This window comes from Caballeronia calidae, from assembly GCF_900044055.2.
GTDB classification, from domain to species: domain Bacteria; phylum Pseudomonadota; class Gammaproteobacteria; order Burkholderiales; family Burkholderiaceae; genus Caballeronia; species Caballeronia calidae.
Genome location: NZ_FCOX02000004.1, coordinates 180,117 through 205,802, shown reverse-complemented (window position 1 = coordinate 205,802; position 25,686 = coordinate 180,117). Strand labels below are relative to the sequence as shown.

Annotated in this window: 21 protein-coding genes and 1 pseudogene; 9 read left to right on the top strand and 13 right to left on the bottom strand. The window is 65.0% G+C overall.

The annotated features are described in order from the left end of the window. Nucleotides 1-21: 21 nt before the first annotated feature. A complete protein-coding gene (locus tag AWB78_RS06275; RefSeq protein ID WP_062603274.1) occupies nucleotides 22-1,116 on the bottom strand; it encodes a calcium:cation antiporter in 1,095 nt (364 codons plus the stop codon). Between the two features lie 268 nt (nucleotides 1,117-1,384). Here AWB78_RS06275 and AWB78_RS06270 point away from each other — a divergent pair, with 268 nt between their 5' ends. Then, on the top strand, nucleotides 1,385-2,359 hold the full coding sequence (locus AWB78_RS06270) for a GGDEF domain-containing protein (RefSeq protein ID WP_062603272.1): 975 nt from the start codon (nucleotides 1,385-1,387) through the stop codon (nucleotides 2,357-2,359). A 62-nt stretch (nucleotides 2,360-2,421) separates the two neighbouring features. On the opposite strand, the pseudogene AWB78_RS06265 reads toward AWB78_RS06270, so the two are convergent. The 4 genes and pseudogenes from AWB78_RS06265 to AWB78_RS06250 all read right to left on the bottom strand — a co-directional run. Further along, nucleotides 2,422-3,159: pseudogene (locus AWB78_RS06265) on the bottom strand (porin); the annotation flags it as partial. A 39-nt stretch (nucleotides 3,160-3,198) separates the two neighbouring features. Then, entirely contained in the window at nucleotides 3,199-4,614 is a 1,416-nt protein-coding gene (locus tag AWB78_RS06260) for an FAD-binding oxidoreductase (RefSeq protein ID WP_062603271.1), read from the bottom strand. 84 nt (nucleotides 4,615-4,698) lie between these two features. Continuing rightward, the gene (locus AWB78_RS06255) at nucleotides 4,699-8,160 is read right to left on the bottom strand and encodes a PAS domain S-box protein (protein ID WP_082883243.1); all 3,462 of its coding nucleotides are present in this window, start codon (nucleotides 8,158-8,160) and stop codon (nucleotides 4,699-4,701) included. A gap of 534 nt (nucleotides 8,161-8,694) precedes the next feature. After that, a complete protein-coding gene (locus AWB78_RS06250; protein ID WP_062603267.1) occupies nucleotides 8,695-9,126 on the bottom strand; it encodes an OsmC family protein in 432 nt (143 codons plus the stop codon). A 421-nt stretch (nucleotides 9,127-9,547) separates the two neighbouring features. Between AWB78_RS06250 and AWB78_RS06245 the strand changes: the two genes are divergently transcribed. Continuing rightward, a complete protein-coding gene (locus tag AWB78_RS06245) occupies nucleotides 9,548-10,315 on the top strand; it encodes a hypothetical protein (RefSeq protein ID WP_062603265.1) in 768 nt (255 codons plus the stop codon). Here AWB78_RS06245 and AWB78_RS46310 read toward each other — a convergent pair. Further along, nucleotides 10,285-10,638 carry a hypothetical protein gene (locus AWB78_RS46310; RefSeq protein ID WP_157697419.1) on the bottom strand — a complete coding sequence of 118 codons (354 nt, stop codon included), beginning with the start codon at nucleotides 10,636-10,638 and terminating at the stop codon, nucleotides 10,285-10,287. The two genes, AWB78_RS06245 and AWB78_RS46310, sit on opposite strands and share 31 nt — an antisense overlap. 58 nt (nucleotides 10,639-10,696) lie before the next feature. Here AWB78_RS46310 and AWB78_RS06235 point away from each other — a divergent pair, with 58 nt between their 5' ends. After that, complete coding sequence (locus AWB78_RS06235) at nucleotides 10,697-12,037, top strand: NAD(P)/FAD-dependent oxidoreductase (protein ID WP_062603262.1); 1,341 nt, start codon at nucleotides 10,697-10,699, stop codon at nucleotides 12,035-12,037. Nucleotides 12,038-12,166: 129 nt separating this feature from the next. Continuing rightward, nucleotides 12,167-12,820, top strand: coding sequence for a DsbA family oxidoreductase (locus AWB78_RS06230; RefSeq protein ID WP_062603261.1), 654 nt, complete (start codon nucleotides 12,167-12,169; stop codon nucleotides 12,818-12,820). Between the two features lie 56 nt (nucleotides 12,821-12,876). On the opposite strand, the gene AWB78_RS06225 is transcribed toward AWB78_RS06230, so the two are convergent. The 3 genes from AWB78_RS06225 to ypfJ all read right to left on the bottom strand — a co-directional run bounded on the left by AWB78_RS06225 (nucleotide 12,877) and on the right by ypfJ (nucleotide 16,058). Then, nucleotides 12,877-13,779 (bottom strand): flagellar brake protein, encoded by a 903-nt coding sequence (locus AWB78_RS06225; RefSeq protein ID WP_062603259.1) that lies wholly within the window; start codon nucleotides 13,777-13,779, stop codon nucleotides 12,877-12,879. Between the two features lie 180 nt (nucleotides 13,780-13,959). After that, entirely contained in the window at nucleotides 13,960-14,973 is a 1,014-nt protein-coding gene (gene waaC, locus AWB78_RS06220) for a lipopolysaccharide heptosyltransferase I (protein ID WP_062603257.1), read from the bottom strand. A gap of 212 nt (nucleotides 14,974-15,185) precedes the next feature. Beyond that, nucleotides 15,186-16,058 carry a KPN_02809 family neutral zinc metallopeptidase gene (gene ypfJ, locus AWB78_RS06215; protein WP_062603527.1) on the bottom strand — a complete coding sequence of 291 codons (873 nt, stop codon included), beginning with the start codon at nucleotides 16,056-16,058 and terminating at the stop codon, nucleotides 15,186-15,188. Nucleotides 16,059-16,446: 388 nt separating this feature from the next. Here ypfJ and AWB78_RS06210 point away from each other — a divergent pair, with 388 nt between their 5' ends. Genes AWB78_RS06210 through AWB78_RS47565 form a run of 3 tightly spaced genes read left to right on the top strand, consistent with a single transcriptional unit; the run spans nucleotide 16,447 to nucleotide 18,974 of the window. After that, nucleotides 16,447-17,853, top strand: coding sequence for a cytochrome ubiquinol oxidase subunit I (locus tag AWB78_RS06210; RefSeq protein WP_062603524.1), 1,407 nt, complete (start codon nucleotides 16,447-16,449; stop codon nucleotides 17,851-17,853). A 4-nt stretch (nucleotides 17,854-17,857) separates the two neighbouring features. Next, nucleotides 17,858-18,859 carry a cytochrome d ubiquinol oxidase subunit II gene (cydB, locus tag AWB78_RS06205; RefSeq protein ID WP_062603255.1) on the top strand — a complete coding sequence of 334 codons (1,002 nt, stop codon included), beginning with the start codon at nucleotides 17,858-17,860 and terminating at the stop codon, nucleotides 18,857-18,859. After that, nucleotides 18,837-18,974 (top strand): hypothetical protein, encoded by a 138-nt coding sequence (locus AWB78_RS47565; protein WP_198399223.1) that lies wholly within the window; start codon nucleotides 18,837-18,839, stop codon nucleotides 18,972-18,974. The genes cydB and AWB78_RS47565 overlap by 23 nt, the downstream gene beginning before the upstream one ends. 12 nt (nucleotides 18,975-18,986) lie before the next feature. Here the strand turns inward: AWB78_RS47565 and AWB78_RS06200 are convergent, their stop codons facing one another. Both AWB78_RS06200 and mnmH read right to left on the bottom strand, forming a co-directional pair. Next, entirely contained in the window at nucleotides 18,987-20,036 is a 1,050-nt protein-coding gene (locus tag AWB78_RS06200; protein WP_062603253.1) for a permease, read from the bottom strand. A 29-nt stretch (nucleotides 20,037-20,065) separates the two neighbouring features. After that, on the bottom strand, nucleotides 20,066-21,133 hold the full coding sequence (gene mnmH / locus AWB78_RS06195) for a tRNA 2-selenouridine(34) synthase MnmH (protein WP_062603521.1): 1,068 nt from the start codon (nucleotides 21,131-21,133) through the stop codon (nucleotides 20,066-20,068). A gap of 142 nt (nucleotides 21,134-21,275) precedes the next feature. On the opposite strand from mnmH, the gene AWB78_RS06190 reads away from it, so the two are divergent. Together AWB78_RS06190 and eutC are read left to right on the top strand one after the other, a co-directional pair. Next, nucleotides 21,276-22,652 (top strand): ethanolamine ammonia-lyase subunit EutB, encoded by a 1,377-nt coding sequence (locus tag AWB78_RS06190; protein WP_062603251.1) that lies wholly within the window; start codon nucleotides 21,276-21,278, stop codon nucleotides 22,650-22,652. Next, nucleotides 22,649-23,407: an ethanolamine ammonia-lyase subunit EutC gene (eutC, locus tag AWB78_RS06185; RefSeq protein WP_062603250.1), complete on the top strand. Its 759-nt coding sequence runs from the start codon at nucleotides 22,649-22,651 to the stop codon at nucleotides 23,405-23,407. Before AWB78_RS06190 ends, eutC begins: the two co-directional genes overlap by 4 nt. Here the strand turns inward: eutC and AWB78_RS06180 are convergent. Continuing rightward, a complete protein-coding gene (locus AWB78_RS06180) occupies nucleotides 23,404-25,266 on the bottom strand; it encodes a sigma-54-dependent Fis family transcriptional regulator (protein WP_062603248.1) in 1,863 nt (620 codons plus the stop codon). The genes eutC and AWB78_RS06180 overlap by 4 nt on opposite strands. A 122-nt stretch (nucleotides 25,267-25,388) precedes the next feature. Continuing rightward, nucleotides 25,389-25,562: a DUF1328 domain-containing protein gene (locus AWB78_RS43135; RefSeq protein WP_064506644.1), complete on the bottom strand. Its 174-nt coding sequence runs from the start codon at nucleotides 25,560-25,562 to the stop codon at nucleotides 25,389-25,391. Nucleotides 25,563-25,686: the final 124 nt, after the last annotated feature.

Here is a 25,686-nt window from a genome sequence, read left to right as displayed (position 1 = left end):
ACGATCGAACGCAGACGTTCATCAAGGCACGACCGAAAGGAACAGGAACGCCGCGAAGATCACGACATGCACGACGCCTTGCAGGACCGTCGAGCGGCCGGTGCCGAGCGTGATGACCGATACGAGCAGCGTCAGCGCCAGCATGACGATTTCCTTTGGCGCAAGCCCGAGCTCGATCGGCTGGCCCATGACGATCGATACGACCGCGACCGTCGGAATCGTCAGGCCGATGCTCGCGAGCGCCGAGCCGAGCGCGAGGTTCAGGCTCGTCTGCAGACGGTTCAGACGCGCCGCGCGCAGCGCCGCGAGGCCTTCGGGCAGGAGCACGAGCGCGGCGATCACGATGCCGACCACGGCTTCCGGCGCGCCCGCCGCGGCGACCCCCGCCTCGACCGCCGGCGACAGGAGCTTCGCGAGCCCGACCACCGCCACGAGCGACAGCAGCAGGAACAGCAGCGCGACCCACGCCTCGCGGTTGCTAGGCGGCGGCGCGTGCGGCGCGTCGTCTTCCTCCAGCGCGCCCGATGCGGCCGGCGGCGTGAAAGGCAGAAAGTAATCCCGGTGACGGATCGTCTGCACGAACACGAAGGTTACGTACAGCACGAGCGAGATCACCCCGACGAAGATGAGTTGCGACGTGGACAGCGTCGGACCGGCGATCGTGCTCGTGAAATTCGGCAGCACGAGCGTGAGCACGGAAAGCGCGCAGAGAATCGCGAGCGCGGCGCTCGCGCCTTGCAGCTGGAAGTCCTGCACGTGATGCCGCAGGCCGCCGACCAGCAGACACAGGCCGACGATGGCGCCGCTGCAGATCATGATCGCGGCGAACACGGTATCGCGCGGCAGGCCCGCCTTGTCGGGGCCGCCGGAGAGCATCACCGAGACGATCAGCGCGACCTCGATCACCGTGACCGCGATCGCGAGCACCAGCGTGCCGAACGGCTCGCCGACGCGATGCGCGACCACTTCCGCGTGATGCACCGCCGCGAATACGGCGAACGCGAGCGCGACGGCCGCGAGCACCGTCAACACGCCGGTGTGGATGAACGCGGCCGCGGCGAGCACGACGAGCGCGAGTATGGGGGTGACGAGGGTCCAGTCCAGCTTGAATTTCATCGGCGCTCCGGGCGGATCGGGTGAATGGGATCGTCGGCACATGCGATGAGGCCGCAAGGTCGCTGCAAATCGCGCCGAATGCGTCGGACCTCGTCGGGCGCCGGGCGTGCGAAGAAATTGCCGTGACAAAGGGCCGCAGACCATCGGCATGATAGCGAAAACGCGGCGCCGCGCGTTTGTCGGGGTGCGTAAACGCGGGCGGATGAATTGTTCGCACAATTGTCGGAAAATAATGTCTTCAGTCGTTACGTACAGGAACCGGAGGCCCATGCTCGTCGCACCGAAACCCGACAACGAACCCGCCCGCCTGGCGACGCTGCGCACGCTCGGCATCCTCGATACGCCGGCCGAGGAACGCTTCGACCGGTTGACGCGCCTGGCCCGGCGCGTGTTCGACGTGCCGATCGCACTCGTGAGCCTCATCGACGAAAACCGGCAGTGGTTCAAGTCGTGCGCAGGCCTCGAGGTGCAGGAGACCGCGCGCGACGTGTCCTTCTGCGGACACGCGATCCTTCACGACGACGTCTTCATGATCCCCGATGCCCGCGCCGACGCGCGCTTTCACGACAATCCGCTCGTCACGGGCGATCCGGGCATCCGCTTCTACGCGGGCCAGCCGCTCACGGTGCCCAACGGGTCGAAGCTCGGCACGCTATGCCTCATCGACACGCGTCCGCGCGAGCTCGATACGGAGCAGCGCGGCTTGCTGCGCGATCTTGCGCACATCGCGGAGCAGGAGATCGCGGCGATCGAGCTCGCGACCGTCGACGAGCTGACGCTCATCGCGAACCGCCGCGGCTTCGAGGCGCTCGCACAGCACGCGCTGAACGTGTGCAAGCGCATGGGCCGCGACGCGTCGCTGCTGTTCTTCGATCTGGACGATTTCAAGCGCATCAACGACACCTTCGGCCATGCGGAAGGCGATCGCGCGCTGGCGACCTTTGCGGCCGCGTTGCGCGAGTCCTTGCGGGAGAGCGATGTGATCGGGCGTCTGGGCGGCGACGAGTTCGTCGCGCTTCTGACCGACGCCCGCGACGACGAAACGCGCCACGCGCTCGACCGTCTGCGCGTCGCGCTGGCGGCGAGCAACGCGGCATCGTCGCGCGGCTATGAGATTCGCTTCAGCGTCGGGCAGACGCAGTTCGAAGCGGCTCGGCATGCGTCGATCATCGATCTGCTTGCGTCGAGCGACAGCAAGATGTACGCGCACAAGGCCGCGCGGAAACACGGCCAGGCGCGCTGAAGCACGTCGCTCGATGCCGCGTTTCGCGTCGCTGTGCGGGTAAGGCTTAGCCTGCGATCGCGTCAGAAGCGATGCCTCATCCCGACAGTCGCCTGAACCTGGTCGCTCGTGGAGGACGGCGCGCTGACACCGCTGATCCACGCGACGCCAAGTGGCGAACTGCTGCTCGCGCTGATGCCCTGCCATGCGCCTTGGAGATAGACGTCCGCGCGTCGCGAGAAGCGATAGTCGGCCATGGCGCTTACCTGATTCCAGTGCGGGCTGCCACCGCCTGCATTGCCGCCTGCGCGCGAATAGGTGTATGCGGCCGAGAGCTGGACTGCCGGCGTGAGCGCATAGCGAAAGTTGCCTTCGAAGTTCTGGAAATGAGCACTGAAGCCCGTTTGAAGTAGCTGCATCAGATTGGTCTGCGTGTAGACGAAGCCCGCCACCGCGGGGCCGAATGCGTAGTTCACGCCCGCACCCCAGGTCTGTTGACGACTGGCCAGCGCGCCAAGCGGAACGCCGTTGGAAAGGGAGGAGCCGGGCGTATCGGTGACCGCGCCGTTCGTATTGAGCTGGCCGGGCGTCTGCGCGGCGCCGTTCAATTGCAGGAATCCGGCACCGAAGTTGAGCGGCCCCCACAAATACGACAAGCCAAAGCTATACGCGTGATTGTTCGCGAAGCCGCCAGCCTGATTGGAAAATCCGTACAACGCACCAAGCTTGAACCCAGCGTAGTCGGGACTCAGATACTTCACCGAGTTATTGATCTGGAAAGAATCGTTCAAATTGTCGACGTCGAACCGATGTGCGAAATGCATGCGCGATGACCAGCGGTCGCTTCTTGCTTGAGCAGATCACCCCTGCGCCGCAGGCACGATATTCGGATTCTGTCGGAACAGGTTCGCGGAATCGTACTTCGCCTTGATCGCGGCGAGGCGCTCTAGTTTGCTTCCGTACGCCGCCTGAAGGCCGGCGCTTCCTTCGTCGCCACCAAGATAGTTCACATACGCGGCCGGCGCTCTGTACGGCAGCAGCGCATCCATCAGTTCACGCGTCCAGGCGATGTTCCGTTCAGCATCGCCGGCATCGGACCACGCGGACGTGACGACGATATTCCACGGCCACTCGCGATGCCCGAACGCAGTCGCCGATTCGGAAACGCGACTCCACGCGCTGTTCCCGTAGTGCTCCACGACGATCACCGTTTGACGCGATGGCACCCGCGCGAAAGCATCGACCACGACGGCGATGGCTGCATCGTCGAGTCCTTTGAGGTAGCTCGATTTCCAGTAGCCGTGAAGGCCCGGCGGCCACAGTGCGTCCGCCATGCGTTGGGCTTCGTTGTAGGGCATGGGCGCGAACTTGTCGACGAGAGGCGGGCCATATTCGCGCAACGCCCGAAGCGCTTTCTCGCCTTCTTCGACCGGACCGGCATACACGCCGCCGAGACCCGCGACCGGCGCGCCGCGCAATGCTGGCGGCAGCGAGGGATCATCCGGCATGTGAAGCAGAAGCGCGCCGATCGTCGATTCCTCCGGTGCCTCCATTTCCATATCTCGCCATGTGCGAATGGCATCGGCCGCTGCGCTCGCGGGATGCAGCACGATGCCGGCAAGCACGGTCCCGGCTGGATAAACCCTGAATTCGAACGATGTCACCACGCCGAAGTTGCCGCCGCCACCGCGAATCGCCCAGAAAAGATCTTCGTTCTCGTGGCTGCTGCCGTTCACCGTGCGACCGTCGGCGAGCACGATTTCGGCGCTTTGCAGATTGTCGAGTGCGAGTCCATGCTTGCGGACGAGCCAGCCGAAGCCGCCGCCGAGCGTCAGTCCGGCGACGCCGGTGATGGAGACGAAACCGCCCGTAGCGGCAAGGCCGAACGGCTGAAGCGCATCATTCACTTCGCCCCAGTTGCAACCGCCTTGCGCACGCACGGTGCGCGCCGACGAATCGACGGCTATCGCTTTCATGAGCGACAGATCGATGACGACGCCTCCGTCGCATACGGCATATCCGGCGACGTTGTGACCGGTGCCGCGCACCGCAAGCGGCAAATCCTGTTCGCGTGCGAACAGCACGGTCCGTGAGACGTCGTCGGCATCGACGCAGCGCGCGATCAGCAAGGGACGCCGGTCGATCGACACATTGAAGACAGTGCGAGCATCGTCGTAACGCGGATCGCCTGGCTCGATGAGCTCACCTCGAAAACCGGCCTGCCGAAGTCTGGAGGAATCGATCATCGCGTTCTCCATCTGCACGTTGTTCGTCATCTCCACGATAGTTCACGACGTGATCGTAGTCCAAGGCGTGCGTGGATATAGAGCACGTTCAGTTCGAATCGCACGGGGCGCCGTTTAGAGCGACGTCATCGCCAGAATCTTTCTCAGTGAAGTCAGCGCTACCGGCCACTCCAGGTGGTGGTCGAAGCCAGCGCTGCGAGCGACGATCTTGTCGTGCGACTGGCATGTACTGCTCAGCGCGATATACAACGCCTGCTCATGTGGATGCAACGCGCGCAGTTGGCGTGCGAGCGCGTAGCCATCCAGATCGGGCAGATCGGTACGAATCAGGACGGCGTCCGGATGCAACTCGCTTGCGCGCGCCTGCGCGCACGATCCGTCGCGGCACAGCGCGACCGTGTGGCCGTCCGACTGCAGCGCTGCGGACAGGGCCGCGTCACCGTCTTCGGCGCGATCGATCAGGAGAATGCGCAGAACCCGAACGGCGACTCGGTCCGTGTGCGACGAGGTCTCGCACGCACCGTCTTCGGGCAGCAGAGGCAGCGAGACGCTGAATGTGCTGCCCATCCCGCGCCCTGCGCTGCTCGCGGCGATATGGCCGTTGTGGAGCACGACGATGCTTTTCACGAGCGCCAGGCCGAGACCGAGGCCGCCTTCGCCGCGGTCGGGCGTGCGTTCGGCCTGACTGAACAATTCGAATACATGCGGCAGCAGCGTCGCGTCTATGCCGATGCCGTTATCGGCGACACTGATGTCGATCTGAGCGCCGCGAACGCGCACCGTGAGCGTGATGCGGCCCCCTTGCTGGGTGTATTTCGCAGCGTTGTTCAGCAGGTTCGTCAGTACCTGGATCAGCCTGCTGCGGTCGCCCAGCACGATGACGTCGCCATCGCCCTGATCCAGCACCAGCTCTTGCCTGTGCGCCTCGATCAACGGCCGCGCCTGCTCGATCGCGCTGTTGACGACGAACGCCACGCTCACCTCCTCCTTCTCGATCGACACGAGGCCCCGCGTGACGCGCGACACATCCATCAGGTCGTTCACCAGGTCCGTCATGTGTTTGACCTGACGGTCGATGATCTCGCTGGAACGCCTGATGTTCTCGGCGTTTCGCTCCCCCATCTTGAGCAATTGCGCTGCGGTGCTGATCGGCGCGAGCGGATTGCGCAGCTCGTGCGCCAGCATCGCGAGAAAGTCGTCCTTGCGCCGGTTCGCCTGCTGTAGCTCCTCTTCGGCCTCGCGTTGCAGCGTGACGTCGGTGTTCGTGCCCAGCCAGCGCATCACACGACCTTGCTGATCGCGGATCGGCATGGCGCGCGACAGAAACCAGCGATACTGACCGTCCGCGCCGCGCAGCGGAAAGGTGTCTTCCCAGATGCACTGATCTTCGACTATCTGCTTTCGGTAGCGCTCCACCACGCGCTCGACGTAGTCGGGATGGTGCACCTTCTTCCAGCCCCAGCCCCGCATTTCTTCGAGCGTGGTGCCGGTGTATTCGAACCAGCGGTTGTTGTACCAGAAGATGAACCCGTCGCTGTCGGCCATCCAGGCCAGTTGCGGGATGTTCTCCGCGAGCGTCCGGAAGGTGAGCTCGCTCGACCTGAGCGCTGCTTCGGATTGCTTCACTTTTCCGATATCGAGGAGATAGGCGATACCTTCGTCGCGCGAGCCTTCGAAGTTCGCGGCGCCCATGTACACCGGTACGCGGCTGCCGTCGCGGTGAAAGTACTCTTTCTCCATGGGCTCCATCCTGCCGGTCGTCTCGAGGCTGGCCCGGGCGCGGCGGTCTGCTTCGCCCCATTCAGGCGGGGTGAGCGCACGCCAGGACAAGCCGTGAAGCTCGAAGTGCTCGCGCGAGTAGCCGAGCATATGCAGGAAAGCGTCGTTCGCTTCGACCACCGTACCGTCGAACCGATATCGAATGATGCCGATGACATTGGACTCGACGATGGTGCGAAATTTCGATTCGCTGATGCGGCGCGCCTCTTCGGCCATCCGCTGACGGGTCACGTCGATGACCGCGCCTGACATGCGCTGTGGCTTTCCGTCGGCATCGGTGGCCACCGTGCCGCGCGCCTGCATGAAGCGGATGGCCCCGCCGGCCTCGCGGATGCGGAATTGCGCGTGATAGGGCTCGCCGGTACTCAGCGACCTGTCGATGCCAGCGCGAACGGCGCCCCGATCGTCCGGGTGTACGGCATCGAAATAGGCGGCCATCGGCGCGGCGTCGGCGACCTCCTCGGCAATGCCGAACATCGCCGCCAGGTTGCGATCCGCGCGGACGTGATCGGCCGGAATGTCCCACGTCCAGGTGCCGATCTCCGCGGCGGTCAGCGCCGCTTCCAGGCGCGACTGCGTATCGCGCAGGGTGGCCTGCATCACGATGCGTTCGTGGATATCCGTGCTCGTTCCCATCCAGCGCACGATCTCGCCGTCCTCGTTGCGCACGGGCAGCGCGCGCCCGAGCCGCCAGCGATATTCCCCCGAGCGATGCCGGAGCCGGAATTCGGTCTCGTAGGGTTCGCCCGTGGCCAGGCTGTGTTGCCAGCGCGCCTGCATGGCGGGCCGGTCGTCGGGATGGAGCAGGCCCGCCCACACGGCGCCATCGGCCGAGCCTTCCGGCACGCCCGTGTACTCGTACCACTGACGGTTGAAGTAGTCGTGAAAGCCGTCGGGCCGTGTCGACCAGACGAGTTGCGGCATGGCGTCGGCGATCGTCCGAAACTTCGCTTCGCTTTCGCGGATCGCCCGTTCGGCCTGCTTGCGTTGCGTGATATCCCGGTAGAACACCGCGAGGTTGTCGTCGAAGGGGTAAGCCCGGGCTTCGATCCACATGTCTTTTCCGTTGTGGCGGTAGACCTGTTCGACACTCATCTGGATGCGTTCGCGCATCGCCCGGCGGTAGGCGTCCGCGAGCGGCAGGTTTTCGGATCCGGGCCAGACCTCCCAGTGAGTCCTGCCGACGATGGCCGAGCGCGGGCGACCGTCGATCCGCAGCGCTTCGTCGTTGATGCGTCTGACGCGGAATTCGCGGTCGAGCAGAACGAAGCCCTCATCGATGGACTGCAGGATCAACTCGCCTTCGTCACGCGGATCGTCGACGTCGAGTTCGTCCGGCCGATGCGCGTCGAGGTTGCGCACGAGCGCAAGATACCGGACCGCCCCGCTTTCCGTGATGCGCTTGAGCGCCACTTCGCAGCGGATGGCATTGCCGCTCTTTCCGAGCAAATGCTTCTCGTAGGCTAGTTCGGTCTGCCGCCGTTCCAGCAACCGGATGCGTGCGGCATCGTCGCGCTGACGATCCTGCCTCAGCGTCAGGTCGCCCACGCGCTGGCGTCGCAACTCGGCCGGGGCATAGCCGACGAGTTCGCAGAACATCCGGTTCGCAGCGAGGATCGTTTCGTCCTCGGAGTACAACAACGCGGCGCAGGGGATCAGTTCCACCAGGCGCGACGCCTCCGAAGAAACGGACCGGTCTAGCGCGGATTTTGCAGCACTCGACTGCACCATGGAACTTGCCCGATAAAGACGGTCGTCTGTAGGAATTTCATGGGCCCGGTTGTGTTTCAGGCCCATTTCAACCCGCGTGTACCGCAGCAATCGGTCAGCGGGGCCTGAATGTATTCGTAAAGGACCGGTCAGCAAGCCTCATTCCATATGCGCGGTATAGCCGGCGAAATGCGATCTGCGAGTCTTCTGCATCAGGGTTGTCAATTCGGTCGACTTTGACCGAGGTCAGTTCGATCATGACGTCGAGCCCGGCAGGCGATTTCGTGATGTACGTGATGCGGACGTCGTTCTCGCCGCTCTTCTTTTTTGGCTTTCCTTATCTTTTCGTCACGACATCGTAGTCACGGATGAGTTCACTGAAGTCGCTGGCGACGACAAAGTCCGAAACCACCTCGGGAGCCTGCTTCGCACGCGGCTATGTTCGTCGCGCGCCGCCCAGGACCACGAATCGATGAGTACGTCGTGGGAACAGATTCAAACAACTGCCTGCCCCGCTCTTGAAGCACATATCACACATGGCCGATGAGGAATTCGCGCGCAAGAAAAACGCGGACGGCTGAAATGCCCGTCCGCGTCCACTCGATTGCCGCAAGCCTCGGATCAGGAAACCAGCTCCGCGTTGAACGTGATCTTCGTGTTGCCGGCGAACAGCTTCGACACCGGACAACCTTCCTTCGCGGCCTGCGCGGCCTTATCGAATGCGGCCTTGTCCGCGCCGGGAATCTTCGCTTTCAGATCGAGCTGACACGCGGTGATCGTGAAGCCGTCGCCGTCTTTGTCCAGCGTGACCGTCGACTTCGTTTCGAGGCTCTCGGCCTTCATGCCCGCCTGTTCGAGCTGCAACGAAAGCGCCATCGTGAAGCAGCCCGCATGCGCCGCGCCGATCAGCTCTTCGGGATTCGTGCCCGGACCTTCCTCGAAGCGCGACTTGAAGCCATACGGCGCTTCGTTGAGCACGCCGGTTTGCGTCGAGATGAAACCCTTGCCGTCCTTGATGCCGCCGCTCCATTTTGCCGATGCTGTCTTTTGCACGAGAGTTCTCCGAAAGATGAAGTGGAATTGCGATGACCGGCGCCGCATGCGCCGTGCCCGATCAGATGCGAGGCGCGCGCCCGATGACGGTTGCGGTTCGACGCGCTGCCGCCTGTTCGAATCGCCTGAACGGTTTCGGCGAGCGTGTCGTCGTGCATCGTATCGGATCGTGCGTGCGGACGCAGAGAGCCTGCGAAATGGCTTATGCCATTCGAACTATGCCAGCCCGCGCGCCTTGTCCGACGAGGGTTTGCGCCCGTTCGACGATGACTCGATGCCGCTTGGCAATTTCATTCGTATGGTCAAACACGAACGATTCACTTAGCATCCTTTCACCCGCCGTTTTGGCCGATGCGCGATAAGTAAAGTGTTACGCGCGCACGGATACGGCATCGCTTTTCGCATCTCCCGGCAACACGACATGAACGCAATACCGCAACCGAAAACACATCAGATCGTCGATCGCATCAACGCGCTGCAGGCCGCGTCGCCCCGCTTCATCGATCCGTCGGAAATCTCTCCGCGCTCGCGCGAATGGCGCGCGATCAGACATGACATCGATCAGTTGATGCGCGTGGACGCGTGCGCCGCGTGGGAGCTGACGGGGTCGTGGCGCGGGCTCGCCGGCGATGTCGAAGGCGCGGAGGCGGCGTTCAGGAACAGCGTGGCGCTCGGGCTGACGGATGTCGGGCGCGAGAACTGGATGATCATGCGGCTGAATCTCGGGTTGTTCTCGGAGGCGCAGGCGTTGTATCGGGCGCTCGGCACGCCGTCGAAGCGGGATCTCGTGGCTATCGCGCGCTATGGCTTTCTTGCGGGCGCCATCGGGCGCACGGCGGAGTTGATCGAGGAAACGCGTGCGGCCGGGTTCGCGTGGAACGATGAATGGGCCGAACAGGTGATGACCGCGCGCAGGATCATGGTCGAAACGGACGTCACCGATCAGCAGGCCGGACGGTTGCTCGATTGCGCGGGGACGGTGTTGAGGCGGCACGGGTTTCGGCCGGTCGTCGTGCCGCGCGTGCTGTATGTGGAGGATATCTGCCGCAGCGTGAACTACAGCTTGAGAATCCCGCTGCCGTGGCAGCAGGCGCACGACATGAAGCACGAAGTGATCCGGGAGGAAGGAAGACAGGGTGCTCTCGCGGCATTCGCTTTCTACGTCACGATCAATGGAGAGTCGCTATGAGCAGCACGGCGGAAGAACTCGTCGAATGCGCGACCGCGCTGCTTCGCAATGCAGCCGATGAACCGCAGTTTCGGGCCGTCTGCAGCCGCGCGTATTACGGCGCGTTCCATGCAGCGCTTGCGTTTCACCGGCGACTGCCGGTTCCAGGCACGGTCGGCAATGCGCGCGGCCGACATGAACAACTGATTGCGCAGTTGAATCACCCGATGATCAATCCGATCGATGAGAAGTACAAGATGTCTAGAGCGATCGCCAGAGACTTGATGGAGTTGCGCGACGCGCGTGTCATCGCGGACTATCACCTCAATCAGCACGTCGATCATGCACTCGCTTCGGAATCCACGGATCTCGCCCTGACCGTTCTAAAAACCACCACATAACATGGGACCACCCACCGAACGCATCACCGAAGACCGCACCCTTCCCGATCACGTCGATGTCGTCATCATCGGCGGCGGCGTCATCGGCATCAGCACCGCACGTGCGCTCGCCGCCAAGGGCCTGTCGGTCGCGGTCTGTGAGAAGGGCTATATCGCGGGCGAGCAGTCGAGCCGCAACTGGGGCTGGTGCCGCGCGACGCATCGCGATCTGCGCGAGCTCGAGTTGAGCCTCGAAAGCCTCAAGCTCTGGCGGCGCATCGATAACGAACTCGGTATCGACACGGGCTATCGCGAGTGCGGCATTCTCTACGCCGCCGACGATGCCCGCGCCCTCGCCGATCATGAAGCATGGCTCGCACGCGCCGTGGCGCTCGTGGGACGCGAAGCGCTCGATTCGCGCATCGTCTCGCCGGAAGAAACGGCCGCATTGATGTCGGGCACCGCGCGGCGCTTCGCCGGCGGCATTCACACGCCGAGCGACGGCCGCGCGGAGCCTCAGCGCGCCGTGCCCGCCATGGCCGCGGCGCTGCGCGAACGCGGCGTCAAAGTGCTGACGCCCTGCGCGGTGCGCGGCATCGAGACGAGCGGCGGCGCAATCAGCGGCGTGGTCACCGAATACGGGCGCATCGGCTGCGCGAGCGTGGTCGTCGCGGGCGGCACGTGGACGCGATACTTCGCGGGCAGCCTCGGCATCGACGTGCCGCAACTCATGGTGCGCTCGTCGGTCATGCGCACTTCGCCGCTCGACGGCGGGCCGGAAGTCAGCGCGTGCAATCGGGAGATGGGCTATCGCAAGCGTCTCGACGGCGGCTACACGATCGCAAACGCGTTTCACAGCTACCACGACCTCACGCCGGACAGCTTTCGTCTCTTCGGCAAATTCCTGCCCGCGCTGAAGAGTCAGATCGGCTCGATCAAGCTCGGCCTGAACGCGCGCTTCTTCGAAGAATTCCGCCGGCCGCGCCGCTGGCCGCTCGATCGGCCGACCGTATTCGAGACGGCGCGCACGCTCGATCCCGCGCCCGTCGAGTCGTTCAACGAGGCCGCGGTCGCGGAGTTCCGCACGCTCTTCCCGGCGCTCGCTCATCCGCGGATCGAACAGGCCTGGGCCGGCTATATCGACGTGACGCCCGACGCCGTGCCGGTCATCTCGGGAGTCGAGCGCAGGCCGGGGCTGTTCATCGCGACGGGCTTCTCGGGCCATGGTTTCGGCATCGGGCCCGGCGCGGGCCAGCTGATGGCCGACCTCGTCGCGAACGACGCGCCGCTCGTCGATCCGCACGCGTTTCGCCTGTCGCGCTTTTTCGACAGCAGCAGGATCGAGATCGACGGAGGGTTCTGACGCAACGTAGACGCGCACAGCGCCCGCCGGCACGCGCTAACATACGGGTTTCGCGGCCGTCGCCCACGTGCGACGTTGGCCCGGTTCAGTCAAACGGCGCACGTGCGCCGTTCGCATTTGAGGCTCCCAATGGCATCCACGCCTGTTCTCTACATCGACGTCTGGTCGGACTTCGTATGTCCGTTCTGCTATCTCGAGACGCCCGTGCTCGATCAGTTCCGCAACGCTTACGGCGACGCGGTCGAGATCCGCTGGCATGCGTTCGAGCTGCGGCCCGAGCCCGCGCCTCTGCTCGATCCCAACAACGAAAAGATCCTCGAGTCGTGGGAAAACTCGGTGCGCCCGCTCGCGGAGGAACGTGGCGTGACGATGCGCATGCCGCCCGTCGCGCCGCGCAGCCGCAAGGCGTTCGAAACCGCGCTGTTCGCGCGCGAATCCGGCCGCTTCGATCTCGTGCATCGCGCGATCTTCAAGGCGTATTTCAAGGAAGGCATCGACATCGGCGACACCGATGCGCTGCTCGATATCGCGGCGACCTGCGGCGTGGATCCCGAGATGCTCGAAGAAGCGCTCGACGACGGCACTTACACCGATCTCGTGATCGAAGACGAAGAGTTCGCGAAGAAGCTGGGTGTGAGCGGCGTGCCGTTCGCGGTGCTGTCGCGCGAGCCCGCGCCCGGCCAGGAAGCGCCCGCGCCGATCGCACTGCGCGGCGCGGCGCCGGTCCAGCATTTCGAGGCGGCGGTCGAGCGCCTCTTTCCGGACGGCTTTCCGGGGAACTGAGCCGCTTCGATCATCGGCCCGGCGAGAAACCGGGCCCGGTCGTGCCTGTCGGACGGCTAGCTGTGTTCGGCCATGAACGACTTCAGCGCGATACGCTGCGACGGCTCGAGCGATTCGAACTCGAGCCCGTAGGCCGCGCTGCCGTCGGCGGGGTCCGACGTGCCGACATGGCGCACGATCGCAATGGCGTCGATCTTCACGTCGACGCCATCGGTCTTGAACTGAAACGAGACCTGCAAACGGTCGCCCATGCGCGCGGCCGGACTCGCGACGGTCAGCGACATGCCATAAGGACTGATGTCGCTCACGCGGGCCAGCCGGCGCGCGCTGTCCGGCTCGCCCTCCGGGGCGAAATGCGCGGCTAGGCGCGTCGGCATGCGCGCGAATTTGCGCGTGCGCAATCTGCGGATCGCACCCGGCGCCGACAGCACCGCATAGTTGAACGGCTCGCGGCAGGTCGCGTCGACGGTGCAGGCGAAGCGGAAAACACCGCGCCCCGTGAGCGCGACGAGATCGACCTGCTCGCCGAGCGTGAGCTCGAGCGGATCGAAGCCCGTCATCAACGGTTGCGTCACGAAGAGCGAACGCTCGCCATTACGGCGCGGCGTGGAGAAGCCGATCACGCGGCTCGCGTACATTACCGAGCCCACGCCGCCGGTGCCGCGCAGACCGACCCGCACGCCGATCGTAAGGCCGATGTCTTCGAGCGTCGGCGGCCCGTCCCTGGCGGTGTCCTCTTCGGACACGCTCGGGGCCGGCTCCCGAAGCGCGCGGTGCGGCTCGAAATGCCGAAACATGAATTCGCGGGCGGGCGCGTCCGGCACGACGGCGCCCGCATCGAACAGCGTCGCGCCATCGGCGGCGACGATCGGCCATTCGAGCGATGCGTTCAGCGGAATCTCGGAAGCTTCGAGGCGAACCAGTGTCTGGCCCGCCCCCTCGACGGTTTCTTCGGTCATCTTGTAGGACGATTCTTAAGTATTTCCGCAATCGTCATGCTTGCCGAGTCTGCCGTCAAGTATCGTGCGGCAAGTTTTACGTTAGCGCACGCTGATATATCTTTGGACGCAGGGACTTCCTACCGTCGCCGGACGGCAGAAAGTTTTATGCGCATAAAATCATTTATTAGAAAGGCGTACTCAGCGACTCGCAGCGCTGGTTTCCGCCGAACGGGCGATCGTCTGCGACGGCGCCCCGGTCACGCTTTCGATGGCGGCCAGAACTTGCGGCACGTCGGGCGCCGCGCCCTCTTCTCCCACCGAAACCGTGCGTCCCGGATCGTTCACGCCGAAATGCTCGCGCGACGTGGCGGCGAACAGCATGACCGTGCGCCGCTGCAGCGCATGCGCGAGATGCACCAGTCCGGTATCCGTGCCGACGACGAGTTCCGACGCCTGAATCCAGTGCGCGCATTCCTCGACCGAGAGCTTCGGCAGCACCGTCGCACCCGGCACGAGCGCCGCGATGGCCTGTGCCTCTTCGCGCTCGCGCTCCGTGCCCCACGGCAGCGCGATCGAGTAGCCACGCGCGGCGAGCCAGCGGCCCACTTCGCCCCAGTGCGCCTTGGGCCACTTCTTGACGTCCGCCGACGTCGCGTGGAACAGCATCGCGATACGTGCGCCGCTCGGGATGCCCAGGTCGCGCGTGGGCGCGGGCAGGCGGATGTTGTAATCGGGCGTCTCGTCGAACCGATAGCCGAGCGCGTCGGCGACGCTCACTCGCATGCCGCGCCACGCATCGGTCAGCGGACGCGGACCAAAACGCGCGTTGTAGGCGAAGGCCGCGCCGCGCTCGCCGAGATCCTGATTCAGATATCCGTAGCGCCGCCGCCCCCGCGCGATGAAGGCGATGATCGCGCTCTTGTAGACGCCGTGAATATCGACGATCACGTCGTATTTTTCGGCCCGAAGCTCGCCGATGGACGCGGTGATCTCCTTCAGATCGTTCAGGTTGCGCGCCTTCTTGAACTTGCGCAGCGGCGCGCTCAGCACGCGATCGACGCCAGGATTCCAGCGGATGATGTCGGCAAAGGCGGCATCCGCCGCCCAATCGACTTTGGCGTCCGGGAATGCACGCCGCAAGTCCGAGACGACCGGAAGCGTCTCGACGATATCGCCGAGCGACGTGACTTTGACGATCAGAATTCGCTTCATAACGGTCAGAGAGTGTTCCGGTGCGCATGCCGACGCGAGGTCGCGACATCGCATGGGGCGGCTGGCCGCACCCCGGAAAACCCACGATTCTAATGAATTTGAGACGGTCGCACTGTCAGTGTTTGTAAGTGCGACGCTGAACCGGCGCGGCGCGACGGTTCAGGATAGTCCTATTTTGAGATGAAGATGCGGCGGCGTTCTCGATGCCTTCCTTAGAGCGAGCGCGTCGAGAAGGTATCGCACTGGCCGACATCGCCCGTCGTCAGACCGCGCCGCAGCCAGCGCTGGCGCTGCGCGCTCGTGCCGTGCGTGAACGCCTCGGGCACGACGCGCCCTTGCGATTGCTGCTGCAGGCGGTCGTCGCCGATCGCAGCGGCCGCGTTCAGACCTTGCTCGAAATCGCCCGGTTCGATCAGCTTCGCGTTGTCGCGCTGCGCAACCGCGGCCCACACGCCCGCGAAGCAGTCCGCCTGCAATTCGACGCGCACCGACAGCGCATTGGCCTGTTCGCGAGACATCCGCGAGCGCGCCTGATCGACTTTCTCCATGATGCCGAGCACGTTCTGCACGTGATGCCCGACTTCATGCGCGATCACGTAAGCCTGCGCGAAGTCGCCGCTCGCGCCGAACCGGTCGCGCAACTCCCGATAGAACGAGAGATCGATGTAGACCTTGCGGTCGCCGGGACAATAGAACGGGCCCATCGCCGTCTGTCCCGTGCCGCACGCGGTCTGCGTGGCGCCGGAGAACATCACGAGCCTCGGCGCCGGATAGCCCTGATTGAACTGCGCGCGGAAGACGTGCTGCCAGGTGCGCTCGGTGTTGCCGAGCACGCGGCGCACGAACACGGCGCCGGCATCGTTGGCGGGCGGCGCGTTGCTCGGCGCGGCCTGCTGTTGCGGCGCGTTGCCCTGCAGCACCTGCGCGCCGTTGATGATCGTCATCGGATTGATGCCGAAGAAATACGATGCCGCGAGCGCGACGATGATCGTGCCGATGCCGATCGATCCGCCGCCGATCCGAAAGCCGCCCCCGCCGCGCCGGTCTTCGACATTCTGACTTTCTGCTTCGTCATCGAGGCGTATGATGCTTCTCCTTCCTGCCCGCGCGGTGCGCGTGTCCAAAAACCACTATGGTACTCGGGCCGCTCGCACGTCTCGTGCCGGCATATCGTAAAACTTGTTTTCGGCTTTGCGCACGTCGGCGGCGACCGTGCGGTCGATTGTCGCGAAAGCGCCTGCGCGCTCTTGCCGCACCGCAGTATCGAGCCATCCCAAAATGCGCCGGAAATCAATCCGGTAGACGCACTAAGCCCTTGAAACTGCGGCATTTGCGCGCAATGCGCAATCACTGACGCAGCGCAACACTTTCGCGAAATAGCGCTAAGCTCCGGCCCGTCACATGCCTGATCCGGTACAGGACAAACCGCTTTTCCAAACGCGGACACGCGTGAATTTCAAGGCACAAGTCATCATGCATTCGACTCCCGAAGCACTCGATCTGGCGCGAATCCAGTTCGCGTTCACCGTCTCGTTTCACATCATCTTTCCCGCGCTTTCCATCGGGCTCGCGAGCTTCATCGCGGTGCTCGAGGGCGCGTGGCTCAAAACCGGCAAACCGGTCTACAAGGAGCTGTGTCTTTTCTGGTCGAAGGTGTTCGCCGTCGCGTTCGGCATGGGCGTCGTGTCGGGCGTCGTCATGGCCTACGAATTCGGCACCAACTGGGGCGGCTTCTCGACCTTCGCCGGTCCGATCACCGGGCCGCTGCTCACGTATGAAGTGATGACCGCGTTCTTCCTCGAAGCGGGCTTCCTCGGCATCATGCTGTTCGGCTGGAACAAGGTCGGTCCGAAGGCGCACTTCGGCGCGACGCTGATGGTCGCGATCGGCACGCTCATCTCCACGTTCTGGATTCTCGCGTCCAATAGCTGGATGCAGACGCCGCAGGGCTTTCGCATCGAGGGCGATCATGTCGTGCCGGTGGACTGGTGGGCGATCATCTTCAACCCGTCGTTTCCGTACCGGCTCGCGCACATGGCGATCGCGGCGTTCATCGTGGCGGCGCTCGTCGTGGCCGCGACCGGCGCGTGGCATCTGCTGAAAGGCCGGCGCGATCCGGCCATCCGGAAGATGTTCTCGATGTCGCTCTGGCTGCTGCTCGCATTGACGCCGATCCAGGCGCTCGTCGGCGACGCGCACGGCCTCAACACGCGCGAACATCAGCCGGCGAAGATCGCGGCCATCGAAGGCATCTGGGACACCGAGAAAGGCGGCACCGCGCTCAATATCTTCGGCATTCCGGACATGGAAGCCGAAACCACGAAGTACGCGGTATCGATTCCGCATCTCGGCAGCCTGATCCTCACGCATAGCTGGGACGGCGAGATTCGCGGCCTGAAGGAATTCCCGAAGGACGAGCGCCCGAACTCGACGCTCGTGTTCTGGAGCTTCCGCGTGATGGCCGGCCTCGGCGTGCTGATGATCGTGATGTCGTTCGCCGCGTGGTGGCTGCATCGCAAGCGCAAGCTGTTCGACGCGCGCTGGTTCCACCGCTTCGCGCTGGCCATGGGCCCGACCGGTTTCATCACGCTGCTCGCGGGCTGGGTCACGACCGAAGCGGGCCGCCAGCCGTGGGTCGTGTACGGCGTGATGCGCACCGCCGATGCCGTGTCGCCCGTGACGGCGCAGCAAGTCGGCGTGTCGCTGCTCGCGTTCGTGATCGTCTACACGATCGTGTTCGGCACCGGCATCTACTACATGCTGAAGCTGCTGCGCCATGGTCCGGCGCTACCGGGCTCGCATACGCACGAGCCGACCTCGGGCGACGGCAGCGCGCGTCGTCCGCTCAGCCTTCCGCATCAATCCATCGAAGGAGCCTAAGCACATGGATCTCACACTCGCCTGGGCCGCGATCATCGCGTTGGGCCTTTTTCTCTACGTGGTGCTCGACGGCTTCGATCTCGGCATCGGCATTCTCTTTCCGTTCTTTCCCGACCAGCACGATCGCGACGTGATGATGAACACCGTCGCGCCCGTCTGGGACGGCAACGAAACGTGGCTCGTGCTCGGCGGCGCGGGACTCTTCGCCGCGTTCCCGATGGTCTATTCCACCGTGCTCTCCGCGCTCTATCTGCCGCTCGTGCTGATGCTCGTGTGCCTGATCTTCCGCGGCGTGTCGTTCGAGATCCGCGCGAAGGCGCAGCGCACGAAACACATGTGGGATCTCGCGTTCATCGGCGGATCGGCGGGCGCGACCTTCTTTCAGGGCGTGGCGCTGGGCGCGTTCCTCGGCGGCATTCCCGTCGCCGACGGCCGCTTCGCCGGCGACGCCTTCGGCTGGTTCACGCCCTTCTCCATCTTCACCGGCGGCGCGCTCGTCGTCACGTATGCGCTGCTCGGCGCGTGCTGGCTGATCGCGAAGACCGAAGGCGATCTTCAGCGGCGGATGTATCGCGTCGTGTGGCCGCTGACCGTGCTTCAACTTGCGACGATCGCCGTGGTCAGCATCTGGACGCCGCTGCAGGATGCGGGCATCGCGTCGCGCTGGTTCGATTCGCCGCTGTTCTATCGGCTGCTGCCGGTGCCGGTGCTCGTCGCGGCTTGCGCGTGGACGATGCGTCGCTCGATCGCGTCGCGCCACGAAAAGCGGCCGTTCGCGGTGGCGCTCGGCTTCGTGCTGCTCGGCTACGCGGGGCTCGTCGCGAGCATCTCGCCGCATGAGATTTTCCCGGGCGTGTCGATCTGGGATGCGGCCGCGCCCCGTTCGAGCCAGCTCTTCACGATCGTCGGCGCGGCGGTGATTCTGCCGGTGATCGTGGTTTATACGACGCTAGGGTATTGGGTCTTCAGAGGAAAGGTGCGCCATGGCGAACATCACTACCATTGAGCGCGCGCGGAAGGTGTTCTGGTTCGTCGCGCTGTGGACGGCGGGCGTCGGCGGCGCGATGCTGCTCGCGCTGCCGTTCAAGTTGCTGATCCGCGCGGGGGCGGCGATTCACTGACTGAGCGCGCGCTCAGAACAACGCCGCCGCAAGCACCCCGCTCACGATCCCGAACCCGACCACCGACAACGCCACGAACGCGAGCACGCGCGGCGGAAACGAGCGCGCGAGCATCGCGAGCGACGGCACGCTGACGGGCGGCAATGTCATCAGCAGCGCGCCGGCGGGCCCCGCCGCCATGCCGAGCGACAGCATCGCCTGGATGATGGGCACCTCGCCCGCCGTCGGAATCACGAACAGCGTGCCCGCGACGGCGAACGCGGCGATCCACAGCATGCCGTTGCCGATATCCGGCCCGATGTGCGGAAAGAGCCACGCGCGCGCCGCGCCGAGCAGCAGCACGAGCACGATGTACTCCGGCACGAGCCGCAAGGACATCCGGCCGAGGATCTTGATCCAGCGGGAGAATGCGGTGCCCGGCTCGTCTTCTTCGATCAACTTGCTGAGCGCCTGACGCGATGCCGCCGCCTGCGCGGGCGTCACCATGCGGTTGACCGCGTAGCCGAGGCCGAACACCATCAGCACGCCGAGCACGAACCGCAGCCCGGTCCATTCCCAGCCGAGCACGAAGCCCATGAACACCAGCGCGGCCGGATTGAGCACCGTATTGCCGAGCCAGAACGCGACCGCCGCGCCCGGCGCCGCCTCACGCGCGCGCAAGCCCGCGACGACCGGCGCCGCGCAGCACGTGCACATCATCCCCGGAAGGGACATGAGGCCGCCGTTCACGACGCTGCCGAAGTTGTGCTCGCCGAGCGCCCGCGAGACCCAGCGCGGCGGAATCAGCGCCTGCACCGCGGAGCCGAGCAAAAGGCCGAGCACCATCGCCTGCCAGATCGCCTTGCCGTAGGCCATCGCGTAATCGAGCGCGGCCTGCCACGACGGCTCCGGCGCGCTCGCCGCGGTGCCCATCAAAATCGACTTGCCGATGGAATGCTGGCTCGCCGCGACGAACGCGCGGTTGTAATACGGAAACCATTTCACGTAGAACAGGCCCACGACGGCGATCAGCAGAAACACCATCCAGCCGAGAGCGACGCGAGGTTGTCGGAGCGTGGTCATATCTTTTTCTTTCGAGTGTTGAATTTGAGTTAGCCGAGCGCGGGCGTCGTCTCGGCGAGTTGCGCGAGCAGAGCCTTCGCCTGATCGAGACTGTCCGCGTCGTTCGGACGAAACAGCACGTGCGCGGCATGCGGCAGTTCCGTATAAAGCGCCCGGCTGCTGCGCCCGTAGGCGGGATCGTAGTGACGGTCGATCAACTCGGCGAAGAGCTCGGCGCGCGCGTTTTCATCGATCAGCCGATGCCAGTGCTCGACGCGCTCGCGGCTATGCAGCCCGATCAGCTTCGACAGTTGCGCCTTGAAGAACGCGGATTCATCGAAGAGATGCGCGTAATCCTGCAGCAGAAACGCGATGCGGTCCTCGCGCCGCGCCTCGACTTCCACGCACGACGCCGCGTGCAGGCTGTCGAGCACGGCGTCGGGCATCGTGATCGCGCCGATGCGCCGCCCTTCCGCCTCGACGAACACCGGCCGCGCCGGATCGAAGCGCGAGAGCGTATCGACGAGCGCCGAATCGAACGCCTTCTGCGACGGCTGCGGACGGCCCGGCAGCGCGCCGAGCAGCGAGCCGCGATGCGCCGCGAGCCCTTCGAGGTCGAGCGTCTGCGCGCCCGCCGCGTCGAGCGCCTGCAACAGCCGCGTCTTGCCGCTGCCCGTATGGCCGATCAGCGCGACATAGCGAAAACGCCGGGGCAGCGTGCCGAGCCGCTCGACCACGTCGCGCCGGTAGCTCTTATAGCCGCCGTCGAGCTGGCGCGCCTGCCAGCCGATCATGTTGAGCCACGTCGTCATCGAGCCGGAACGCTTGCCGCCGCGCCAGCAATAGACGAGCGGGCGCCAGTTGCGCGGCTTGTCGGCGAAGATGGTGTCCAGATGCATCGCGATGTTGCGCGCGACCATCGCCGCGCCGACGCGCGTCGCCTCGAACGGCGAGACCTGCTTGTACATCGTCCCGATGATCACGCGCTCTTCGTTGCTGAGCACGGGCGCGTTGATCGCGCCGGGAATGTGATCCTCGGCGAATTCGAGCGGCGTGCGGACGTCGACGATTTCCTGGAAATCTCTCAGACGGTCGATGGAAACGAGCAGATTTTTCACGGGCTTGCGGGCGGGCTGTGGCTGAATCGAACGAAAAATTATCGCATGCGCGCGGATTTCGGCCCGGAGGCGCATTTTTGATCGAGGCGCGGCGCGCGCGAAGCGGCTAAAGTGCTTCAATCGATCCATCCTGGGGGGCGCGATGAGCTATCACGAGACGATCGGCGCGCGCCGCTACCGTTTCGACGATCTGAAGACGCTGCTCGCGCGCGCAAGCCCGCGCCGCTCCGGCGACGAGCTCGCGGGCGTCGCGGCCTCGACGGAAGAAGAGCGCGTCGCCGCGAAACTGGCGCTCGCGCAGGTGCCGCTCGCCGCGTTCCTCGACGCGCCGCTCGTTCCCTACGAGGACGACGAAGTCACGCGGCTCATCGTCGATACGCATTCGCGCGAGGCGTTCGCGCCCATCGCGCATCTGACGGTCGGCGAGTTCCGCGAGTGGCTGCTCGCCGACAGCACCGATACCGCCGCGCTCGAAAGCATCACCATGGGCGTCACGCCGGAGATGGCCGCGGCCGTCTCCAAGCTGATGCGCAATCAGGATCTGATCCTCGCCGCGCGCAAACGTCCAGTCGTCACGCGCTTTCGTACGACGATCGGACTGCCGGGGCATTTGTCCGTGCGTCTGCAACCGAATCATCCGACCGACGATCCGAAAGGCATCGCCGCATCGATGCTGGACGGTCTTTTGTACGGCTGCGGCGATGCCGTCATCGGCGTGAATCCCGCATCGGATTCGCCCGCCGCCATCGTCAGGCTGCTCTCGATGATGGACGACTTCCGCCAGCGCTACGACGTGCCGATGCAATCCTGCATCCTCACGCACGTGACCAATACGCTTGCCGCGATCGGACAAGGCGCGCCCGTCGATCTCGTGTTTCAGTCGGTCGCGGGCACCGAGCGCGCGAACGCGAGCTTCGGCGTCACGCTGGCGCTGCTCGAGGAAGCGCGGGACGCGGCGTTATCGCTGAAACGCGGCACCGTCGGCGATAACGTCATGTACTTCGAGACGGGGCAAGGCAGCGCGCTGTCGGCGAACGCGCATCACGGCGTCGATCAGCAAACCTGCGAGGCGCGCGCCTACGCGGTCGCGCGCCGCTTCAGCCCGCTGCTGACGAACACGGTGGTCGGCTTCATCGGACCGGAATATCTCTACGATGGCCGGCAGATCATCCGCGCGGGACTCGAAGATCATTTCTGCGGGAAGCTGCTCGGCGTGCCGATGGGCTGCGACATCTGCTACACGAATCACGCGGAAGCCGATCAGGACGACATGGACACGCTGCTCACGCTGCTCGGCGTGGCGAACGTCAACTTCATCATGGGCGTGCCCGGCGCGGACGATGTGATGCTCAACTATCAGAGCACATCGTTTCATGACGCGCTCTATATCCGCCGCGCGCTGAACCTGAAGCGCGCACCGGAGTTCGAAGCGTGGCTCGCGAAGATGCGTGTCACCGACGGACACGGCGCGCTGCTCGCGGCCTCCGCGCAACCCATGCTCGAATGGATCGATTCATGACGCACGCCGACGCCTGGGATGCGCTGCGGCGCTTCACGAATGCGCGCATCGCGCTCGGCCGCGCGGGCAGCAGCCTGCCGACCGCGCCCCTGCTCGCGTTCGAGCTCGCACATGCGCAGGCGCGCGACGCGGTGCATCAGCCGCTCGACACGGCGGCGTTGCGCGACGCGATTCGTGCCGCGGGCTTCGACACCCTCGACGCGCGCAGCGCCGCGCCGGATCGCGATGTTTATCTGCGCCGCCCCGATCTCGGCCGCATGCTGGACGATGAAAGCGCGCAACGGCTCGCGGCGCACGCGTCCGGGTTCGATCTCGCTTTCGTCGCCGCCGATGGCTTGTCCGCGTTCGCCGCGCAACGCCACGTCGCGCCGCTGCTCGCGAGCCTGCGCGCGAAGCTCGAAGGCTGGACCATCGCGCCCGTCGTGATCGCGACGCAGGCGCGCGTCGCGCTCGGCGATCGCATCGGTGAGCTTTTACGGGCGAAGAGCGTCGTCGTGATGATCGGCGAGCGGCCGGGACTCAGCTCACCCGACAGCCTCGGCCTCTACGTGACTTACGCGCCGCGCGCGGGCCGCCACGATGCCGAGCGCAACTGCATCTCGAATGTGCGGCCCGAAGGACTGGACTACACGACCGCCGCCTTCAGGCTGATGTGGCTGCTGAACGAAGCGCGCAGGCTGAAGCTCACCGGCGTCGGCCTGAAAGACCTCAGCGGCGCCTTGCCCGCGCCGGACGCCGGAACGCTCGAAGCCTAGACGCGCAGCTTGCGATACAGCGTCGTGCGCGATATGCCGAGCGCGCGCGCCGTCGCCGACACATTGCCGCCGTTCGCTTCGAGCGCCGCCGCGACCGCGCCCGCTTCGATATCGGCGAGACGCGCGCCGCTCACGAACGCGGGCACGTCTTTCGGCTGGTCGCGTTCGCCCAGTTCGTCGAGAAAATCGTGCGGCAGATGTTCGATGCGAATATGCGTATCGTGATCGTCGAGCATCGCGGATGCCGTGCGCAGCACGTTGCTCAACTGCCGGAAGTTGCCCGGCCACGGATGCCGCGCGAAGAGCGCGAGCACGTCTTCATCGACGCTCACGATGCGGCCCGCGAAGCGCTCGTGGCGCAAAATCCTGTCGACGACCGCACGCAAGTCGGTGCGTGCCGCGAGCGGCGGCAGCGTCACCGAAAGACCGTTGATCCGGTAATACAGATCCTCGCGAAACTCCCCTTCCCCGACGCGCTCGCGCAGCTTGCGGTTGCTCGCGCAAATGAGCGTGAAATCGACCGGCACCGCGCGGGCCGCGCCCAGCGGCTCGACGACGCGTTCCTGCAGCACGCGCAACAGACGGCTTTGCATCGCGAGCGGCATGTCGCCGATTTCATCGAGAAAGAGCGTCCCGCCGTTCGCCTGCATGATCTTGCCGATCGCGCCGCGCTTCGCCGCGCCCGTGAACGCGCCTTGCGTATAGCCGAACAGTTCGGATTCGATCAGCGTCTCCGGCAGCGACGCGCAATTCACCGCGACGAACGGTCCCGAGCGGCGCGGCGAATCGCCGTGAATCGCGCGCGCAAGCATTTCCTTGCCCGCGCCCGTTTCCCCGCCGATCAGAATCGGGATGTTCTTGCCGATGACCTTCCGCACCCGCGCGACGATATCGTCGATCTGCGCGTCGCCGGTGCAGAGTTCGGCGAGGCTGGACGTCGCCCGCTCGCGCACGGCGACGGCATTCGTCGAAGCCACAACGTTCGACACCGCGCGCGCCTGAAAATCGACGCTCGCGAACACGACGACGCCGCTATGCAACTCGAGCCGGCACGGCGCATCGCCCGCGCGCGCGATCAGCACATCGGCGCGCTCGCCGAACAGCGCGTCGAGCGTCTGCGAACGCAGATGGCCCAGTTCGAGGTCGAGCTGGAATTGCGCGCTGCGGTTCGCGCACAGGAGACGGCCGTCGAGATCGAATACCGCGATGCCTTCCATCAAGGTACCGATGAACTCCGGCCGGCTATGAAAGCGCAGGCGCAGCCCGTCGCCGAACGCGCTCGCGATCAGCCGGTTCTCGATCATCTGCGCGGACATTTTCACGAGCGCCATCGTGTGCTGGTGATAGCCGCGACGGTCGCCGGTGACATCGAGCACGCCGGAGAGATTGCCCAGCGGATCGAGGATCGGCACGCTCGAGCACGTGAGGAAATGATTGGCGCGCAGATAGTGCTGGTCGCCGTGCACGGTGACGGCGCTGCGCTCGGCGATGGTCGTGCCGATCGCGTTCGTGCCCTGATGCTCCTCGTTCCACAACGCACCGGCCCGTAGCGCGACCTTTTCGGCGCGGGCGAGGAAATCGTCGTCGCCGAGCGAATGCAGGATGAGCCCGCCCGCGTCGGTCAGCGCGATCATGCTGTGGGTATTCGCGATCTGCGCGTACAGCGTCTCCATCACCGGCAGCGCGTGCGCGAAGAGCACGCGGCTTTCATCGAGCTTGACGGCCAGCTCCGCGCCGGACAGCACGGCGTAATCCGGGCGCATCGTCTCGGACAGCCCGAACGTGGCCGAGCGTTCGTGCGAATGCCGGATGACGTCGCGTTGCGCGGGCTGCAAGGCCGCGCCGATGGCATGCTGCATCGCCTCCTCCTTTTCGATTCACGCCGCCGCGTGAATGTCTCCTCGCGGCAATGTAACACCGTCGCGCCGCGCGGGTCGATTCGAGGAAGCACGCGGATGCGCCCGCGCGGCCGCTTCGAGCGCTACAGCACGAGCGACCCCGCCGTGATCGCGACGACCAGGAACACGACGAACAGGATCAGGAAGATAAAGAAGCAGATCTTGGCGATGCCCGCCGCGCCGGACGATACGCGCGTAAAGCCGAAGAGGCCGGCGACGACGGAAATGATCGCGAAGAGAATGGCGAGCTTGAGCATGGCGGGTCCGGTTTTTTGTCTTGATGACCTTCGCCTGCAAAGCGTGTGCCCCAACCGGCAGGTTTTTGTTTCAGACGGTCAGAACGGAAGACCGTTAGTTGCGCCCGATGCGCAAAATAAAAGC

What these genes read in the sequence shown, in the direction of transcription:
- AWB78_RS06190 (WP_062603251.1), top strand. Translation starts at nt 21,276, where the DNA reads ATGAGCTATCACGAGACGATCGGCGCGCGCCGCTACCGTTTCGACGAT.
- AWB78_RS43135 (WP_064506644.1), bottom strand. Translation starts at nt 25,562, where the DNA reads ATGCTCAAGCTCGCCATTCTCTTCGCGATCATTTCCGTCGTCGCCGGC.
- waaC (WP_062603257.1), bottom strand. Translation starts at nt 14,973, where the DNA reads ATGAAGCGAATTCTGATCGTCAAAGTCACGTCGCTCGGCGATATCGTC.
- AWB78_RS06230 (WP_062603261.1), top strand. Translation starts at nt 12,167, where the DNA reads ATGGCATCCACGCCTGTTCTCTACATCGACGTCTGGTCGGACTTCGTA.
- AWB78_RS06255 (WP_082883243.1), bottom strand. Translation starts at nt 8,160, where the DNA reads ATGGGCCTGAAACACAACCGGGCCCATGAAATTCCTACAGACGACCGT.
- eutC (WP_062603250.1), top strand. Translation starts at nt 22,649, where the DNA reads ATGACGCACGCCGACGCCTGGGATGCGCTGCGGCGCTTCACGAATGCG.
- AWB78_RS06225 (WP_062603259.1), bottom strand. Translation starts at nt 13,779, where the DNA reads ATGACCGAAGAAACCGTCGAGGGGGCGGGCCAGACACTGGTTCGCCTC.
- AWB78_RS06245 (WP_062603265.1), top strand. Translation starts at nt 9,548, where the DNA reads ATGAACGCAATACCGCAACCGAAAACACATCAGATCGTCGATCGCATC.
- AWB78_RS06260 (WP_062603271.1), bottom strand. Translation starts at nt 4,614, where the DNA reads ATGACGAACAACGTGCAGATGGAGAACGCGATGATCGATTCCTCCAGA.
- AWB78_RS06235 (WP_062603262.1), top strand. Translation starts at nt 10,697, where the DNA reads ATGGGACCACCCACCGAACGCATCACCGAAGACCGCACCCTTCCCGAT.
- cydB (WP_062603255.1), top strand. Translation starts at nt 17,858, where the DNA reads ATGGATCTCACACTCGCCTGGGCCGCGATCATCGCGTTGGGCCTTTTT.
- AWB78_RS47565 (WP_198399223.1), top strand. Translation starts at nt 18,837, where the DNA reads ATGGCGAACATCACTACCATTGAGCGCGCGCGGAAGGTGTTCTGGTTC.
- AWB78_RS06270 (WP_062603272.1), top strand. Translation starts at nt 1,385, where the DNA reads ATGCTCGTCGCACCGAAACCCGACAACGAACCCGCCCGCCTGGCGACG.
- AWB78_RS06200 (WP_062603253.1), bottom strand. Translation starts at nt 20,036, where the DNA reads ATGACCACGCTCCGACAACCTCGCGTCGCTCTCGGCTGGATGGTGTTT.
- AWB78_RS46310 (WP_157697419.1), bottom strand. Translation starts at nt 10,638, where the DNA reads ATGATCGACGTGCTGATTGAGGTGATAGTCCGCGATGACACGCGCGTC.
- AWB78_RS06180 (WP_062603248.1), bottom strand. Translation starts at nt 25,266, where the DNA reads ATGCAGCATGCCATCGGCGCGGCCTTGCAGCCCGCGCAACGCGACGTC.
- AWB78_RS06275 (WP_062603274.1), bottom strand. Translation starts at nt 1,116, where the DNA reads ATGAAATTCAAGCTGGACTGGACCCTCGTCACCCCCATACTCGCGCTC.
- AWB78_RS06210 (WP_062603524.1), top strand. Translation starts at nt 16,447, where the DNA reads ATGCATTCGACTCCCGAAGCACTCGATCTGGCGCGAATCCAGTTCGCG.